This is a genomic window from Flavivirga amylovorans (genome assembly GCF_030540875.1).
In the GTDB taxonomy this organism is placed as follows: domain Bacteria; phylum Bacteroidota; class Bacteroidia; order Flavobacteriales; family Flavobacteriaceae; genus Flavivirga; species Flavivirga amylovorans.
This window is the reverse complement of sequence record NZ_JAUOEM010000003.1, coordinates 1-17,133: the sequence shown is the minus strand read 5'-3', so window position 1 is coordinate 17,133 and position 17,133 is coordinate 1. Positions and strand designations below refer to the sequence as shown.

General features: G+C 33.5%; 15 protein-coding genes. All 15 read right to left on the bottom strand.

The genetic code is table 11. The features are described from left to right. Window positions 1–250: 250 nt before the first annotated feature. Complete coding sequence (locus tag Q4Q39_RS08775) at window positions 251–751, bottom strand: CAP domain-containing protein (RefSeq protein WP_303282049.1); 501 nt, start codon at window positions 749–751, stop codon at window positions 251–253. A 253-nt stretch (window positions 752–1,004) separates the two neighbouring features. Beyond that, complete coding sequence (locus Q4Q39_RS08770) at window positions 1,005–2,045, bottom strand: hypothetical protein (protein WP_303282048.1); 1,041 nt, start codon at window positions 2,043–2,045, stop codon at window positions 1,005–1,007. A 30-nt stretch (window positions 2,046–2,075) separates the two neighbouring features. Next, window positions 2,076–2,684 (bottom strand): ParB N-terminal domain-containing protein, encoded by a 609-nt coding sequence (locus Q4Q39_RS08765; RefSeq protein WP_303282047.1) that lies wholly within the window; start codon window positions 2,682–2,684, stop codon window positions 2,076–2,078. Beyond that, window positions 2,684–3,862 carry a DUF3440 domain-containing protein gene (locus Q4Q39_RS08760; protein WP_303282046.1) on the bottom strand — a complete coding sequence of 393 codons (1,179 nt, stop codon included), beginning with the start codon at window positions 3,860–3,862 and terminating at the stop codon, window positions 2,684–2,686. The genes Q4Q39_RS08765 and Q4Q39_RS08760 overlap by 1 nt, the downstream gene beginning before the upstream one ends. 377 nt (window positions 3,863–4,239) lie before the next feature. Beyond that, window positions 4,240–4,614 carry a hypothetical protein gene (locus Q4Q39_RS08755; protein ID WP_303282045.1) on the bottom strand — a complete coding sequence of 125 codons (375 nt, stop codon included), beginning with the start codon at window positions 4,612–4,614 and terminating at the stop codon, window positions 4,240–4,242. Between the two features lie 355 nt (window positions 4,615–4,969). Next, window positions 4,970–5,356, bottom strand: coding sequence for a site-specific integrase (locus Q4Q39_RS08750; RefSeq protein WP_303282044.1), 387 nt, complete (start codon window positions 5,354–5,356; stop codon window positions 4,970–4,972). Between the two features lie 194 nt (window positions 5,357–5,550). Next, the gene (locus tag Q4Q39_RS08745; RefSeq protein ID WP_303282043.1) at window positions 5,551–6,069 is read right to left on the bottom strand and encodes a hypothetical protein; all 519 of its coding nucleotides are present in this window, start codon (window positions 6,067–6,069) and stop codon (window positions 5,551–5,553) included. Window positions 6,070–6,344: 275 nt separating this feature from the next. Continuing rightward, on the bottom strand, window positions 6,345–8,303 hold the full coding sequence (locus tag Q4Q39_RS08740; RefSeq protein ID WP_303282042.1) for a BspA family leucine-rich repeat surface protein: 1,959 nt from the start codon (window positions 8,301–8,303) through the stop codon (window positions 6,345–6,347). A 419-nt stretch (window positions 8,304–8,722) separates the two neighbouring features. Next, on the bottom strand, window positions 8,723–9,121 hold the full coding sequence (locus tag Q4Q39_RS08735; protein WP_303282041.1) for a hypothetical protein: 399 nt from the start codon (window positions 9,119–9,121) through the stop codon (window positions 8,723–8,725). Beyond that, on the bottom strand, window positions 9,118–9,498 hold the full coding sequence (locus Q4Q39_RS08730; protein ID WP_303282040.1) for a hypothetical protein: 381 nt from the start codon (window positions 9,496–9,498) through the stop codon (window positions 9,118–9,120). Before Q4Q39_RS08730 ends, Q4Q39_RS08735 begins: the two co-directional genes overlap by 4 nt. A gap of 147 nt (window positions 9,499–9,645) precedes the next feature. After that, entirely contained in the window at window positions 9,646–10,401 is a 756-nt protein-coding gene (locus Q4Q39_RS08725) for a LytR/AlgR family response regulator transcription factor (RefSeq protein ID WP_303282039.1), read from the bottom strand. Window positions 10,402–11,025: 624 nt separating this feature from the next. Further along, the gene (locus Q4Q39_RS08720) at window positions 11,026–12,975 is read right to left on the bottom strand and encodes an OmpA family protein (protein ID WP_303282038.1); all 1,950 of its coding nucleotides are present in this window, start codon (window positions 12,973–12,975) and stop codon (window positions 11,026–11,028) included. A gap of 42 nt (window positions 12,976–13,017) precedes the next feature. Continuing rightward, window positions 13,018–13,947 carry a PorP/SprF family type IX secretion system membrane protein gene (locus Q4Q39_RS08715; RefSeq protein ID WP_303282037.1) on the bottom strand — a complete coding sequence of 310 codons (930 nt, stop codon included), beginning with the start codon at window positions 13,945–13,947 and terminating at the stop codon, window positions 13,018–13,020. A 42-nt stretch (window positions 13,948–13,989) separates the two neighbouring features. Further along, entirely contained in the window at window positions 13,990–15,243 is a 1,254-nt protein-coding gene (locus Q4Q39_RS08710) for a T9SS type B sorting domain-containing protein (RefSeq protein WP_303282036.1), read from the bottom strand. Window positions 15,244–15,459: 216 nt separating this feature from the next. Further along, window positions 15,460–17,133: hypothetical protein (locus Q4Q39_RS08705; RefSeq protein ID WP_303282035.1), on the bottom strand; the 1,674-nt coding region annotated here is incomplete at its 5' end.

The following is a 17,133-nucleotide window of genomic DNA, read 5'->3' as shown; positions in this document are numbered from 1 at the left end:
TTTGAGCCAAAATGTTTTAGCCCCTAGTATTCTTATGATTCTAATGATATTGATAATTTTAGTTGTGTCGGCATTGATAAGTTGGAATATCAAATGGGTAATCGAACAATCCATCAATGTTCTAAAAAAGATAAAAAGAGGCATTAAGCAATAGGTATGTCAGTAAATAGAACACCTCTATTAAAAAAGGGTCTTTTGCTTTTGTTCGGGAACCATGGTGGCAGGAAGTCTGCCGTTCCTTTATTTTTTACTAGCCAAAACTATAGTATAGGGTTGTATAATAGTACCTGCCATCTGACGATTTTATAACTCCAAATCCTATATGCGAAAAATTACCTTCTAGAACTTTCCTGTGTGCATCACTTTTTAACCAAGCGTTCACTACTGTTGCTGCTGTGCTATACCCATAGGCTATATTTTCACTCACTTCTTTTGCTCCTTTCTCTTTTAAGGCTGCACTTCTAATAAAAAAGTTGTTGTGGTTTACACTTTTGGTGGCTTCCATATACTTACTATGGCGAACAGCATAAGCTGTTGCATAGGATGTATCCTTTAATAATATGTTTATTCCCATGTTTTCCCGATGCCTATTTATAGCCTCTAAAATGGCATTAGATATGTCCCATTCATTCTCATTTACCAATGCTAAATCAATCTTTTCCTGAGTTGGGTTTTGTTCCATTTCATTTGTTGAACAGGAAAGTAAATCTATAAGTAATAGCGGTAGTAATAGTTTCCATGGTGCTCTCATTTATCTTGTTTTATCTCAAAACAAGCCTAACTGAACCAAAAAGAAAATAAAATGTTACGACAGTGGGAAACCTAGGGATTAACTATAAGTTTTAAGGGATTAGTGTTTTATGTTTGTGTTTTAAGCAAAATTGATATGAGTTAATGAATGCTAAAACATTAGCCTTGATGCAAAATAAACCTACCCCAACTAGCTTTTCTAGCTACTTTATTTTGTTTTTAGCAATAATGCTGAGTGTGAACAGATAGGTTTATTATTTAGTGTAGTTGGCCAAGTACTTATTAAAAACATACATTATTAATATTAAAAATAACCCACTTATAAAAAAGAGTGGCATCTGGATTATTTTTTTAGAAAAAAAATCATTTTTCAATATTCCTCTTTCAGGAAATTCTGAAATTATATTAACAGTACTTTTTGTTTTTGCTTTCTCTATGTTTAGTTTTACTTCCTCTTCTTTTAATTTTTTTATCTGATTAAATAGTTCTATTTCTGATATTCGCTCAATTTTGTTATCTGTTAAATTAATATTAGTTGCTCCTACCGGTTGTTGCGCTTCTAAGAGTCTTATCTCTTTATAAAACGATTGTAATTTATTGATTTCCCTTTGCTGCTTCTTTATCATGGAGTCTATGACCATGATATTATCTTCATTAACTTTTTTCTGAAGTTTGAAGTATTCATTGTTCTCTATAGATGTAACGATTCCTTTTTGGCATTGTTTAGCCGTTTCGGGTGCTGTAGCTTCTATTTGGACTTCTTGGTGAAATTCTGCATTTATATCATTAAACTCCTGCAAGTAGTCTTGATAATCTACATTCTTTAATGTTACAGAATCTAGGTTTTTAATAAACTCGCCAAATTGTTTTAGTTTTTGTATTTCATCTGAAACTCCTGTTATTTCTATATTTTTTATACTTTTTGCTATTGACTGGGATATATGCAATACTTCAGATAGCTCCTTGGTTTCTTGATTTTTTACTAACTGATTATAAAAATCAATATTACTATAAAGTTGTCTCGTACTATTAAAATTAGACTGAATAATCATAACGGATTTATAGAGCGGTGATGCTGTATAATCTATATACCCTCCGACCCCAACACCCAAGAAAGTCGCCAAACTAAACTTTAAAAAATGACCTTTAAAGAACAGCAAAGTAACTATGAAAAGATGAAATATCGTTTTTAAAATAAAAGCAATACGATTAAAAAAAGTATTTATCGCATTACCAATAAGTTTGAATAACTGTCCTAAATCTATTTCTTCTGATGTGTTTTCTTTTGTATTCATACTTATTGGTAAAGTCAATAAGATGACAACTCAATACCATGATTGAGAATAATCTTCGTCTTTAAATAATTCTCCAAGACCTTTGAATTGCTTAAGTCTTAGTACCTCATCTGCATCCATCCCTAATGCTTCCATAATTTTTTTTGACGACCACCCATTGACTGATAATGTTTTTACTACCTCGCTTATCTCTGCTATTTGATGCTTTCCCCTAGCCCTATTGTGCCGTATGCTAGCCACTATTTGTTCTGTTTTGGGAAGATCTAATATTACTACTGGTACTTTATGGTTTAATCTACGCTGCAATACTTTACTTTTTTTAATGAGATTCCAACGGTGGTAGCCATCAATCAACATATAGTGCTGTTGTTGTTTAACTGATACTATTAAGGGTAAAGTCATGCCATGATCTAGCATAGAACGGAGTAACAAACGCTTTTCTGGCATGGCTATTTTATTAGGATTGTAAGCATTTGGCATAATGGTATTTATGGGTACCCACAACACTTGTGAAACAGGTTCTACAAATTGATTACAGACGTCTAAGACCTTCTTTATTAACTCCGTTTTGTTTTCTTCTGGGATATCTTGACTTTCCTTTAGAATAGAGAGGACCTCTTGTTCGATATTCTTGATCATTAGGCTATCTTTTTAGCATACAGAGTTTTATATGTATTTTTGGTTTGGGTAAAGCCTAAACTTCTACACCACCAATCGTTTTTAATGATACATTTACATATTCTTCTCCAAGACGGTAACTTTCCTGAGTTTTCTAATTTTAAGTTGCCCTGATCTGGGATAAGCTCTAAAGAAAATCCATTATTCTCCCACCATCTGAGAAAGGTTTTGATTTTGCCTGTATAATGCTTTCTGGTGATTTCCGGCATGGATTCTAGTAAAATATAAGCGTACTTTTTCCATGTTAGGCCTTCGGGAAGTATTACCTTAACTCTTCCAAGAACAGCTGTTTTACTGTAATACGCACCAAAGTTAACGCCATGAACACGTCTTACCACCTTATTCCAGGTTTCTGGCTCAATTTGGTGGTAATAGACTAAACTTTGACGCTGATCATCTCCATAAGGTTGGCAAATACGCATTTTATGAATGGAGATTCCGCATAAATAAAAATAGTCATAGAGTTTATTATACTTTATTTTTTTCTTGCCTACATAACGCCAGACATCCTCGGTTCGCCAATCGTAAATAGGATATGAAAATATGAGGTTTTCTGACGCTTTACTCATCCAGTTTCTTCTGCGCCAACCGTTGGTGGTTACCGAAAAGAATCTATTTAAACTTTCGTCTGACCGAATTCCCAATAAGCATGTGGATAATTCGCCGTTTGAAAACCAATTGCCCCATTGATATACAAAATCTTCGAATTCCATTCCATATTTAAAAAATGGATACTGTTCTGGGTTTGATATTACCTGAGGATGTTGTGGCATGGGACGAATCCATGCTTCAGATTGTTCTGGATCCCAACAGCGCCAATGTGGTTGAAAAACACTCACCGAATTTCTAAGGTTTAAAGGTAAACAAACCCAATGTAGGTTAATTTCTTCTGATTTTTTTACAGCCACCTCTTCAATATGCTTAATGGTGGTATCATATTGTCCTTCCAAATCAACAAATAAGACATCAAGTGGTAAGCGGTTTTCGGATTTGGCTATTTCTAAGGCTAAATGTAGCATAACGGTACTGTCTTTACCGCCACTAAATGCTACATATACCTTTGGAAAGGTGTTAAATATATCTTGCATACGCTTTTTAGCTGAGATATAGACGTTTTCGTCTCGATAGTTTTTGGGCATTATTATATAATATTATTACATGTTGTTTACGAACTCATTTCGACTTTTCGATAGGAATTTTAATGCTTCTTTACGGCGCATTAAGCCAAACTCAACTCTGCGTCTCTTCATTCCTGAATCTCAGATAATTGTAATTGTCTTTTCATGTTTTTATATTTTCAGTTGTTATGTATCAGGTGGTACATAGGTTGCTCACTAAAAGACTCGAAAGCTAATCAACCAATAACTTGATCTTCTTATCTTACCATTAATAGTTATTATAATTAATTAATAAATCCAATATTTAGTAAGATCGGAGCAACCTATACTCTCAATTATACCACCCAAGGGTTTATATATTTGTATTTATCTGCTTCCATATATCTGAACTGTTACATTTATACACACGTACATAGTTTATAATTGGTGTATGTTAGGCTACTATCTTTATCATAGGCTCCCAGGAGGGTGATTGTATCCCTACCTAAGTTTATATTATTAAAGCCTGATACGTCATAGCCCGTTGTTTTACCGTCTATATCTGTACCTCTTTGAACCCAAGTCCCTCCTTTGGTTTGATACATACGGACGTACGCATGTCTTTTTCCTTTTTTATTATTCTTATATGCTGCTATAGCCACAGTAGTACCATTATTGGACAAACTGATATTCCATCCTAAAAAATTACCTTTTGGTTCTCCTGCAATATCGTTTCCTATTTGCTCCCAGTTTCCTGATATGTTTTTATACACGCTTACATAACCTGTTAACACATTTCCTTGTTTGATGTGCTCCTACCCATACTCCTGAATTATTTTATATATGCGTATACGCCACGATTTTGTACTGTTATTATTGGCTTCATGGGTTCCTATAGCCATGATGTTTTCATTGCCTGACAAACTCATGCTATAACAACGACAGTTTTATTAGTGTTTACAGTTATTTGAGCCTGAGCATAACAGGTAAAACTTAGTACTAAAAAGAGGATTGCTTGTATGTTTTGTAACCGTATCAATTCTATCTTTATCTTAATTTTAAAGCGAAGATTCATCCTATTTGATTACTTTGATAAAAAAAGTGCTGAATCATATTAAAAGAGGGACTAAAAAGAAGTTTTATGGGATTTTACAAAACTGTTTTTTTGAATAGTTTTTTATATGTTTTAAGGTAGTTAATTGTTAGTATCCATTTCTTTAATGAGATTGTTGCATCGCTGTACGTTACTCTGTAAATACTTATATCGATAGCATCACAAAAACTTAACCCCGTATAACAGAGAAATAAAAAAAGATCTCTATACACTTCTAAAGTAATATTATTTCTTAAATCAAACGTGGCTATCTTTTTAAAATCCTCATTTGTTAAACGAGGCTTTTCGATTCTCTTAAAGGACACTCTTTTATTGTTTAACCTTACATAAACAGGATACCCATCTGCAGTTGGTTTTTCAGTAGTAATTAATTTAATAGAAGCTTTCAAATTACGTACATTTCTTACTGTAATTTCACCCATTTTTACCCTAAAAAGCAATTTTTTTTAAAATATAAAGAAATGCCAAAAACAAAGAAACCCCACTATTACTAGTGGGGTTGCGATGTGAACCATATAGACCTGACTTCAAACCTAATATTAGACCTTTTGAGGAATTTAAACGATCAGGCACATCTGTATAAGTAAACATGAATGATAAGAATATGATACTACTTTTATATAAATGAGTGAAATTTCGTTTTCATTTCAGATGTTGGTACCAAATGAGATATTAAAAGCGTATCATCTCTATAAATATTTATTCTTTTTCCGTGGTTTCTAAGCGGAATCTCAATATTAAAAAGAGTCGTTTTTAAAGAAGGAAAATTCCTTAATTCTAACAAAGCGCCTTTATCTACAATTTTTTGTTTACGATCTGTAAGTGTATAATAAAATCGACATGGAATGGCGTTAAAACCATTTCTTTTCTCATACTTAAATGAACTATTTTCAATTAATTTATAGTCCATGACCTTTAAAATACAGCTCGTATTAATATGGTATTTAATCTGTAGAGAACTATAGGTGTCTATAAGATCATCTTGTGTATTTGAAAACTTAGAAACACGGGTGTTTTCATTATAGTCATTATGAATAGACCAACTCTTTATAAAGTCATTTGTTTTAGATAACATATAGTTTAACAAACTATCTATTCTACTTCTTTTTATTTTTATAATTCTGGATCGTTCCATAATGGTTTTGAGGTTTAAATAATTTAATATTCCATAGCTAGTTGCCTATAGCAATACTAAATGTAAAATCAAAAGTTGAGACATGACAATACTAAACGATAAGTGGTCGATTTAAGAAATAACTGTCGTGTTATGTTTGTTTTTCGTAATTCTTAAGGGTGTTGTGGACTGACTATATTGCTTTGTAAAAGTGAAGCTACCAAGTCAATGAGTCTTTCCTTTTAATAAATAACTATGTTCTCCTTAATGTAAAAGGAGACTACTTACCATCTCCTTTAGTTCGTATTTCTACCAGTAACCATAGGTTGTTCTTTGCCATTTAAGAAAAGTTTCCCATGGCGCAACCTTGCGTCTACATTCAAATTAATTGGTGTACTACAGTTTAAAACATCGTCTACAAACGTAAATATACCAACTGTTTCCATAGCTTCACGCTGTGCTTGTGCATTACAAAATTGCAGTCTTCTGGCACCTACCTCAACATTAGAATTGTTAAAACCTTGTGCATGCCAGCCTGTTAACGTGGCATCCCAATTGGCAATTGAAAGACCACTGTTATTTAAAAAACCCCTTGCATCAGTTACGTTATCTATATCCCAGCTACCAAGATTTTGGTTAAATGCTGAAGCACCACGAAACATGATTCTCATATTAGTCACATTAGAGACATCCCAAGAATCTAGAGATTGATTAAATACTGAAGCATCTGTAAACATGGATTCCATAGTAGTAACACTAGAGACATCCCAAGTATCTAGAGGTTGATTAAATATAGCATTTTGAAAAAACATATCACTCATGTTAGTCACGTTAGAGACATCCCAAGCATCTATAGGCTGATTGAAAGAAGTTGTATTAAACATACCTCGCATATCGGTAACACTAGACACATCCCAAGTACCTATAGGTTGATTAAATCCTGGATTTGTAAAAAACATGCCTCTCATGTTAGTCACATTAGAGACATCCCAAACATCGATAGGCTGATTAAATGGATTACCAGAAAACATCCTCTCCATATTAGTAACACTAGAGACATTCCAAGTATCTATAGGTTGATTAAATGGAGAAAAAGCAAACATACTCTCCATATTGGTAACACTAGACACATCCCAATTATTTAGAGGCTGGTTGAAAGGAGTTCCTAGAAACATAACTTGCATATTGGTAACACTAGAGACATCCCAAGTATCTATAGGTTGATTAAATGCTGTATTTTTAAAAAACATGCCTCTCATATTTGTCACATTAGAGACATCCCAAGTATTTAGAGGTTGATTAAATACAGTATTTTTAAAAAACATCACTCCCATATTTGTCACACTAGAGACATCCCAATTATTTAGAGGCTGGTTGAAAGGAGTTTCTTGAAACATACCTTGCATAAGAGTTACATTAGAGACATCCCAAGTATTTAGAGGCTGGTTGAAAGGAGTTCCTTGAAACATAGCTAACATATTAGTAACACTAGAGACATCCCAAGTATCTATAGGTTGATTAAATGCTGTATTTTTAAAAAACATGCCTCTCATATTTGTCACATTAGAGACATCCCAAGTATTTAGAGGCTGGTTGAAAGGAGTTCTTTCAAACATAGTTAACATAGTAGTAACACTAGAGACATCCCAATTGTTTAGAGGCTGATTGAAGGGCGTTGTATTAAACATGTTAGCCATAATAGTCACATTAGAGACATCCCAGGAATTAAATACCGAAGACCCCACCATTGAGCTACAACCAAAAAACATACGATTCAAATCTGTTGCTATACTTAAATTTGGCGTATCGTTAGCTAGCACATCCAAATTAATACATCCTGCATAAGCAGACTCCATGCTAGTCCATGCAATGCTACTCCCCCATTGATCTATAGAGATTATTTTTTCGGCATCAGTACTACCAATACCAAATAAAATGCGCTCTAAATTTCCTGCTCCAGAAATTGCATTACGCATAGCTATTTGTATCTCTCCCCCAAGATAACCATGTGTTGTAACATCAATAGTAATTGTACCTGTTTGATTAAGCAACTCATAACTTCCATCATTACCAATATCCACATCATAGCGGCCAATAGCTGGTATGATTATAGAGTTATTATTAGATGTTCCAGAGTTTTCCGTGTTCCATGTGGTAATATACTCTGCTTGTGCCATAGCCCCCATAGAGCACAATAACAACAGGGTGAGTCCCTGTATTTTTTTTTGTAATTGGTGCATGATCATTTTATTCATTTAATTTATACATTTATATTTTGTGTTAAAGGTTTGTGTTCTTTAACGTAGTACTCTTTTATGGGTAAGCTTATAATATTAATATATTTCTCAAAGAAGAGGCGGATAGCCCTGTAAACCCAAACTAACTAAAGAGAGATACAAGGCTTCCTTTTTAGCCTCAACGTTAACTTAAACCCATGGCTATTATAGTTCAATGCCATCTATATATAAGAAAATATGGTAAGGCATAGCATGTTACATCGCTAGTTGCCAATAACAATCTTAAAAGTAATATCAAAAAAGTTAAGACATGACAATTGATCCCTAAACAATACCGTAGTCGATTTAAGGAATAACTGTCATGTCATGTTTATTTTTCGTAATTCTTAAGGGTGTTATAGACTAACTATAAGCTTTGTAAAAGCGAACCTACCAAGTCAATGCGTTTCTCCTTTTAATAAATAACTATATTCTACCCTAATGTAAAAGGATAATAAAGCCAAATACACTTTAAGTTCTTTTTCTTTATCACTAAGCCCTACAGAAAATAAAATATTCGTAATTTTTGTAGAAAATGTTGACGCCTCATCTCTAATATTTAGAAAAAGAAAGTCTTTTCTGTTTAGCAACTGTAAATGAAATGCTTTCCTATAAGCATTATACCAATTATTAACAGAGAGCTTGTTCCAGATCAATTGTTCCATATCTTTATGCTCTCTTTTGTGCTTAAATTCTAATTCTTTAGCTATTTCTTCCTTATCTACACCTTTATATGTTAAACGTAAATAGTCTAGCTCTTTATTATTAAATAGTTTTACTGTATAACGTTCCATCATTTTAAAGTAATTTTAACCGTTTTAGACAAAAAGTTGTTACAAGAGTGATCAAAATCAGATAAAACCTCTTGCGGCAGTTTATAACCATAGGGTCTGTTTTTAAAATCGTCAAAGATTTTTGATGCATAGCCTAATGCTATTTTATTTATAGTTGGATCTATATAATCTTGTTTATTTAAAATTCCAAGCGCAAATGCTTTTTTAATTAAAACAACCCAATCTTTAGTTTTAAATTTTATTTTTAATTTACCTCTTATATATCCTAAATCGCTTTTTTGTATTTTGAGAAAATCAGAAATATAGTCATCATCGAAATTATGAACCAATAACCTCAAAAAATACTTTTCATTATTTGTTAAATTAATATTATTCTCCATGTTTGTACTTAAATTTTGTATAGTAATAATTAAGCCAATAAACCATTTTTGTTAATTGGCTTAAATAAAAGTAACAAGCATTTCCTACAAACGATAATATAAATTGATAAGTGGGCGTTATGAAGAATATGTGTACAACCTTATCTTTTATGAGAGTCCTAAAAACTTAAATAGTTTTTCACGTTTACGTTTCGAAATGGGCAATGATTTTTTATTAATCATCTCACAATAGTTACCTGCTGCCTTATTAATATTCTCCACCATATTTAAGTTAACTAGATATTTATGATGGATTCTAAAAAAAGGACCTCTTGATACTAGCAAGTTTTCGTATTCTAACAAGTTTTTACTGGACACTTTAGTAGAGCCGTCTATAAGGTATATCATCGTATAACTACGCTCGGCTTCACAAAAAATAATATCATTAACTTTTATAATCTCTACCTTCATAGTAGAAGGAATAGCAATAATATCTTTGTTACTATATTTTTTTAATTTGCCGTTGCTCTGCTCTAATTCCTTCAGGTACGTTTTGGTCTTTAATTTTTCTGATACCCTGCTAACGGCTACAACCAACTCTTTAACATCTATAGGTTTTAATAAATAATTAGAGGCGTCATAATCTATAGCTTTTAAAGCAAACTCTTTAAATGAGCTTGTAAAAATAATTTCGCTATCAACCTTTCCTAATCTATCCAAAAGGTTAAAAGCGGTCTCTTCACCTAGCATAATATCTGAAAAAATAATATCTGGTTCATACTTTTGTATTTTTAGCAAAGCGTCTGGTATATCTGTAGCGCCATAAGTTTCTTTAATATTATGGCAATATTTTTTCAAACAGAGCCTTAAAAGCTCCATTGAATCATTGTGGTCGTCAATAACGATGGCGGTATATTCTTCCATAAGTAAAATTTGCGGTTTGTTTCGTTGAACTAATCGTTTTTTAAACTAAGAAATACTTCAAATTAAAGGTTATTGAGGTTTTTGATATTCCTTATAAATTCAATGTGTTTTTAGTTTTTTATGTATTTTTAAGATGAACCTGTATCTCTCAAAAACAGAACACTAAATAAAATTGATTCTAAATATCATGGCTTACATGATTTTTATACAAATGCTCGACCTTACAAGCATTTATTGTTGTTTGAAGACTAAATAGTTTATTTATAAGTATAAAACTACATATAATAATTAACTTTTCTGTATGAAAAACTATAATTTTCATTACTTTTTAACTATTCTTTTAATGAAGTCATCTTGAGGTTATATGATTTCCTACAAAAGCATCCTTGTTCTGCAACAGGGGTTGGTTCAATAAAAAATTAGTTTTACTCATCATTTTTAAAAAACATACAAAAAGCGCACAAAAAAATTGTGCGCCTTATCTCTAAACAAACTAGCATTAAACTAACCCAAACTAAATTAACCTTACTTACTTAAAAAAAATTAGTTTATTATATAGTGCATTGTTTAAGAGAATATGATTGCTTTAAAAATTCTTTCTTCTTTTGTTTGTTTACTTCGTTTTTATTTAACAATAATGAACTCACTTCTTCTATTTAGAAGGTGTTTTTCTTCACTACAATTAGAATTATTTGTACAATTATTTTTTAATTGACTTTCACCATATCCTTCACCCATAATACGGTTTTTTGAGATGCCTTGTTTTATAATAAAATTTATTGTTGACTTAGCTCTACGCTCAGACAATGCTAAATTATAGGCATCATTTCCGCGACTATCTGTATGGGCTCCTACTTTTATTTTAACAGTTGGTTGTTCCTTCATAAAGGCAACCACTTTCATTAATTCAATTTTTGAATCTTCCTGTATGGTCGCTTTATTAAAGTCAAAGTATATAGGTTGTAAATCTACCGCATCGGTAATTTCTGTATTGTCTTTAACTTCTGAAATGTTTCGTTTTAATTTTAAATCTCTAACAACTTTTTTAGCAGTAATATTGGCTTTTACAAATTCGTTAGTTCCTACATAATCGGTTTTATTAGCTTCTACTATATGATTGTAATACCGGTTATAATCAAAATTATAAACGCCACCACTAGTGGTCGTCATTTCGTCTATTATATTATTTTGTTCATCTTTAAGCTGTACAAGAACATTTGCTAAGGGTTCTAGCGTATCTTCATCTTCTACAGTTCCCACTAAAATGGCTCTGGTGGCTTCTTTAATCGTTTTAAGTTCTTCAAATAAATAAATATCATCTGCCCCCTGACCTCCAGGTCTATTAGAACTAAAGCTGCCTTTTTTTGTGGTATTATTTATAAAGAATGCGAAATCATCTTCCGGGCTATTAATTGGCACGCCAACATTTATCATTTGTAGTACTTTTTGTTTAAGATCTAAATAAAAAACATCGTAGCCTCCTAAACCATAGTGGCCGTCTGAAGAAAAATACAATTCATAATCTTTACTTATAAACGGAAAAGCCTCTCTTCCTTTGGTGTTTACACTAGGTCCCATATTTTTTGGCACATTAAACGACCCATTACTATTTATAGTAACCATATATATATCTGTTTCTCCTAAGCCCCCTGGTTGATTAGATGAATAATACAATGTTTTTTCATCGGGACTTAATGATGGATGTGCGGTAGAGTAGCTATCCCCATTTATGGATAAATCTTCAATATTTCCCCAGTCACCATTCGCTTGTTTTGTAGCGCGATAAATTTTTAAGTTACTACTTTGCTTCTTTTTTTTACTCGTTTTAGACGTGTTACTGCTTCGTGTAAAATATACGGTTTTACGATCTTTAGTAAACGTTAAAGACGACTCATGATACTTAGAATTAAGTCCATTTTTCATCTTCTTTCCTTTTCCTAAACTACCATCTTCGTTATAGCTGGCTTCCCATAAATCTAAAAAATATTTTCCTGTCCAATTATCTATAGTCTTTGAAAGGCTACCAGATCTTTGGGCAGTGGCATATATATATTTATTATTCATAATGGTGCTTCCATATTCACTCTCTGAAGTGTTTATAGAGGCTGGAGTTACTGCATACCGGTTAGAGTTTTCTGCTATAATGTCTAAATAACTTTTTGTTGTAGAGAATTTTGAATCGTTATTATCTATGCGTTTTAAAAAGCTATTATACACGGCTTCAGATTCTTTATGTTTGCTTAAAGCTTTTAATGTTTGCGAATATCTTAATAAATAAATGGGATCTTCGGGGTTGGCATTTAACTGCATCAATTCCTTATACCATTTTAATGCGTCTTCGTATTTTGAATTAAAATAATAGGTGTTCCCTAGTTTTTGAAATACTTCTTCGGATGTGTATCCTGAATTTACAACGCGTAAATAGATATCGGTTGCGTTAACATATTCGTACTCATTATATTTTTTATTTGCACGAATGAGCTTACTATTCTCAGTTTGTGCTGGACTGTACTGATATATCATAAACAGTACTAGTACTAAAGAAAGTTTAAGTGTAACTATTTTGATTTTCATATATTATATTTTTTGTTTTCACTCATTTATTATGACAGGTTTTTAAAAGAACCTTGGTGACACTTTATTACGGGTTCTGGTAAATAGTTCCCATCTTAAAAATATTTCATGAGACCCATCATTATAGCGTCCCAAATCTGTAGTATCCCAATCGTAAGCATAGCCAACCATGAGCTGGTCTGTTACCTGAAACCCAGCTAAAGCACTTACTGCTGCATCTAACCTGTAGGCAGCTCCTAAAGTAAGTGTTTGGTTATACCAAAAGTTTGCCGACATATCTATACCTAAAGGCGCTCCGGATACATACCTTGATAAAAAAGCCGGTTTAAATTGCCAGGTATCACTTAAATTAAACACATAGCCTGCTGTTAAAAAAATATGCGGACGGCTTGATGCTGTAGAAATGGTATTATTACTGTAATGCTCGGTAGATAAAACATTTGGAACCGATACACCGACATACCACCTATCTGTATGCAACATCCCTCCTAGTCCGATAACAGGTTGAAATCTATTGTCTATATTGGTTTGAAAAACCGGCTCTGTGGGATTATAAATTAACAATTTAGTATAATCTACATCTAATAATTGAAATCCTGTTTTTAGTCCAAAACTAAATTTTGTATCATCACCAGCAAATGGGATGGTGTATGAATAATCTACAACCAAATTGTTTTGAATAGATGGTCCAATTTCTTCATTATAAAATGAGAACCCCAAACCAACACCTCTTTCTCCTATTGGTGTATTTAAAGAAAATTGAGCTGTTTTTGGGGCCCCTTCCAAACCTACCCATTGACTTCTGTAAATGCCATTGATACTAAGCATGCCTCTACTACCTGCATACGCCGGGTTAATAGCAGCTGTATTATACATATACTGCGTGTATTGGGGGTCTTGTTGCGCTAGCACTGGTAATGAGAGTAGCATTAAAAATACTACCCATTTTATATTTTTATTCTTAAAGATCATATATTATCTATTTAAAAATTGTCTTGCTTATTGTTCTAATTGTTAATTTGTTGTTATATAAAGAAACCCGGCTTTTTTTACGCGTTGTGCTGCTACAGTTGCATTACCTGGAAATTCATACTCTAAAATATAATAGTAAGTCCCTGTTGGTAGTAATTTTGAATTACTAACCGTTATACGACCGTCTGAAAATCCTTTAAACACATTATCTGTTTCGTTATAACCACTTGTTTTAAAAACCTCGACACCCCAACGATTAAAAATCTTAACGGTATTATTTGGGTATCGGTCAATACCATCTATAAAGAAAAAGTCATTCTTATCATTACTATTAGGAGATACTGCTGTATAAATAACCAAATCGTCTGGTAATACTAAATCTGTTTTTACTGTTCCCAAAGTAAATATGCCATAGCCCGTTACTGGTGCTATGGTTGTAATGGTTTGGTTAGCGGCATCTGGAATGCCCCCTTCGTTTACCCAAAAACCCTGGGCATCATCCCAACGTACAATATGTATGGCCTCTGGATCTGCATCGTTAATAAATGCCGGCGATGTATCGGCATCCCATCTTAAGGTTATTAGGACATCCGAACTTCCACTGGTACGATTTACAACCCAATGTTCGGTATTATCAATCTGTTCTATAATGCCTGCTGCTAAATTATGAGGCGTCGCCGTGGTATTGCTATCTTCTAAAAAGTATTGTGCTGTATACGTGTCTGTTGCTAAATCTGGCGCGTTCATGTTTACCGGGTTATAAAACCCGCCATTGCCTACAGGAAATTCAAAACTGGTATCTCCTACTTTTACCACTTCACCATCTACATGGCTATTATCACTGGCACTAACATGGTCTGCATCGTTTAAAAAAGTAAAGCTGCCTCCAAAATTAGCATTATCAATAACGCCTTCATCAAACTCACTTTCATTATCTATAGTTATTTTTCCAGATAATTGAAACGGTGCTATGGCACTGGTATTAGAGAATATGGCATTGTAAAAAAAGCTTTCATTAGCGCCTGTTATTTGCTGCGTGCTGGTGCCTTGAAAACTTGTAAGCCCTTCGTTTATAAAATCTACCGCGCCGTCGTTATTAAAATTCGCGTAAACAAATAGCTCTCCATCATTAAGCATATTTCCACTTGTGGTATTATTAAAATTATTAACAAGGCTCACTTGTGTATTTGGCAATATCACCATCTCTCCAGTATTGGTCGTCTGTGCCTGTGTTTGCAATATTAGTAAGAGCATTACTAATATTGGTAATCGCTTTATTTGCGCTTTTATATTCATAATATTTACTTATTAGTATATTGTACTACTTAATTATTCATTATTCTTAATATAAGGGTGGTATTTGATTGCTCTCTATTAAGAGCCCCTACCTTAACCATGGATGGTCTTACTTACAAACCTACTTTCCCTTTTTACAAGTAAGATAGCAGAGCAACCTACTGACTACTAACCAATGATACCACCCTATAATATGTTAACCTTTTACCATGTTTTTTAGTTCGCATTTCTACCAGTACCAGTTACCATGGGTTGTTCGCTACCATTTAGGAAAAACTTGCCATGGCGCATCCGTGCGTCTATATTAAAATTATCTCGAAAATTGATGCCTGCTGTGGTCGTACAATTTACTGTTGGTGCAACTCCACTTCCTGTTACCCCAGCTGTAAAAGTGATAGTTAATGCCCCCACATTATCTGCACTATTGTTATTTGTAGCATTTCCGATTAGTTCTAATGTGGCTGTGGTATCTGAATTACTCAATATAAATCGTGCTGTGAGTCCTGATGGTAAATTGCTTATGCTAAAGCCTCCATCCAAGATATCATCATTGTTTGTATCTATAAAGGTACCGCCTGTTATACTGTATTCCAACGGGTTGGCATTGGTTGCGATACTTCCATCGTTTGCTAAGGCTTCTTGGTAATCATTTGCTGTTGGGTTACAGCTTATTCCTATTACTGGACCTATAAAATTGATGCCTGCTGTGGTCGTACAATTTACTGTTGGTACAACTCCACTTCCTGTTACCCCAGCTGTAAAAGTGATAGTTAATGCCCCCACATTATCAGCACTATTGTTATTTATAGCATTTCCGATTAGTTCTAATGTGGCTGTGGTATCTGAATTACTCAATATAAATCGTGCTGTGAGTCCTGATGGTAAATTGCTTATGCTAAAGCCTGCATCCAAGATATCATCATTGTTTGTATCTATAAAGGTACCGCCTGTTATACTGTATTCCAACGGGTTGGCATTGGTTGCGATACTTCCATCGTTTGCTAAGGCTTCTTGGTAATCATTTGCTGTTGGGTTACAGCTTATTCCTATTACTGGACCTATAAAATTGATGCCTGCTGTGGTCGTACAATTTACTGTTGGTACAACTCCACTTCCTGTTACCCCAGCTGTAAAAGTGATAGTTAATGCCCCCACATTATCAGCAATGTTGTTATTTATAGCATTTCCGATTAGTTCTAATGTGGCTGTGGTATCTGAATTACTCAATATAAATCGTGCTGTGAGTCCTGATGGTAAATTGCTTATGCTAAAGCCTGCATCCAAGATATCATCATTGTTTGTATCTATAAAGGTACCGCCTGTTATACTGTATTCCAACGGGTTGGCATTGGTTGCGATACTTCCATCGTTTGCTACGGCTTCTTGGTAATCATTTGCTGTTGGGTTACAGCTTATTCCTATTACTGGATCTATAAAATTGATGCCTGCTGTGGTCGTACAATTTACTGTTGGTGCAACTCCACTTCCTGTTACCCCAGCTGTAAAAGTGATAGTTAATGCCCCCACATTATCAGCAATGTTGTTATTTATAGCATTTCCGATTAGTTCTAATGTGGCTGTGGTATCTGAATTACTCAATATAAATCGTGCTGTGAGTCCTGATGGTAAATTGCTTATGCTAAAGCCTGCATCCAAGATATCATCATTGTTTGTATCTATAAAGGTATCGCCTGTTACGCTATATACCAACGGGTTGGCATTGGTTGCGATACTTCCATCGTTTGCTAAGGCTTCTTGGTAATCATCTGCTGTTGGGTTACAGCTTATCCCTATTATCGCTGGATCTATAAAATTGATGCCCGCTGTAGTCGTACAATTTAATGATGGTGCAACTCCACTTCCTGTTACTGCAGACGTAAAAGTGATAGT